This window comes from Achromobacter kerstersii, assembly GCF_902859595.1.
Lineage (GTDB): Bacteria > Pseudomonadota > Gammaproteobacteria > Burkholderiales > Burkholderiaceae_B > Achromobacter > Achromobacter kerstersii.
In genome coordinates this window covers 1-1,227 of the sequence record NZ_CADIJQ010000035.1, presented here as the reverse complement: position 1 = coordinate 1,227, position 1,227 = coordinate 1, and the positions used below count along the sequence as shown (strand labels likewise).

1 protein-coding gene is annotated in these 1,227 nt (G+C 59.3%); it reads left to right on the top strand.

Annotation, left to right across the window (positions count from 1 at the left end):
- Positions 1-221: 221 nt before the first annotated feature.
- Positions 222-1,208, top strand: coding sequence for an IS110 family RNA-guided transposase (locus HV765_RS31630; RefSeq protein ID WP_175172201.1), 987 nt, complete (start codon positions 222-224; stop codon positions 1,206-1,208).
- Positions 1,209-1,227: the final 19 nt, after the last annotated feature.

Sequence of the window (1,227 nt, the reverse complement as noted above, 5' to 3'; positions counted from 1 at the left end):
CCTTGTATCTTGAGCCCTGGAATGGTTAGCTACCATTCCACGAGAGACAGGTGAGTTTCTGCGGCTCCCTTAGGTGGTCGACCCTGTTCTGAAGACTAAACCCCTGTCTCTCACCTCTGACGCCATCGCGGACACTGGACGGTAGCCTAGGGTTTGACCCTGCATGCACAAGGTAAGTGGGCGCAGTTGGCATACTTTCTGTGTATGAGGGGGTATGAACGATGATCTATCTGGGTATTGATGTCTCCAAGCTGAAGCTGGACTGCACGCTGCTGCTGGATCCAGAGAACGACAAGCGCAAGAGTAAGGTTGTCCTTAATAGCCGGGACGGTGTACAGGAACTGGTTCGATGGTGCACCAAGCATGGGGTGGCGGCCGACCAGGTCCACGCCGTGCTGGAAGCTACAGGCCCTTATCACGAGCAGGCCGCCACGACGCTGCATGACGGCGGCATAACGGTGTCGGTTGCCAACGCGGCCAACGTGCACGACTTCAGTCGGGCGTTGGCGATGCGCTCCAAGACGGATGCGCTCGACAGCCTGGTGCTGGCTCGTTATGGCGTGGCGATGAGGCCTGCGGCCTGGCAGCCCCCACCGGCGCATGTGCGCGAACTACGTGCCTTAATCACCCAACTGGAAGCGTTGTCCAAGGACCGGCTGCGCACGATGAACCGCCAGGAGAAGATCGAGGCCAGCGCGGCCTCGGAGCTGGTGGAGCGTTCGATCAGCGATACCTTGAGCTTCTATGACAAGGAGATCGCTCGTCTTGAGAAGGCCATTGACGATCACATCGACCGTCATCCTGACCTGAAGGACGACACCAAGCTGCTGTCGACCATCCCCGGTGTTGGTCCGAAGGTGGCCAGAACCATGCTCAGGGTGATGCGCACGCATCAGTTCAAGTGTGCAGAGGATCTGGCGGCGTATCTGGGCTTGGTTCCCGTGCAGCGGCAGTCAGGCACATCGCTGCGAGGACGCAGCCGCATGTCCAAGGCGGGTCCTGCAGACGTACGGGCCAAGGTGTACATGGCCGGCGTCGTTGCCTCCAAACACAACCCCCATGTTCGGGCGTTGTATCAACGGCTGTTGGCCGCGGGCAAGACCAAGATGTCGGCCCTGGGCGCCTGCATGCGCAAGGTGGTACATCTGTGCTTCGGTGTGCTCAAGACGCGGCAACCTTATAGGCCTGATTACGCTTTTTCTACTTGACGGCCAAGACGGTATCTTC

Coding starts and splice junctions, on each gene's coding strand:
- HV765_RS31630 (WP_175172201.1), top strand. CDS start 222: ATGATCTATCTGGGTATTGATGTCTCCAAGCTGAAGCTGGACTGCACG.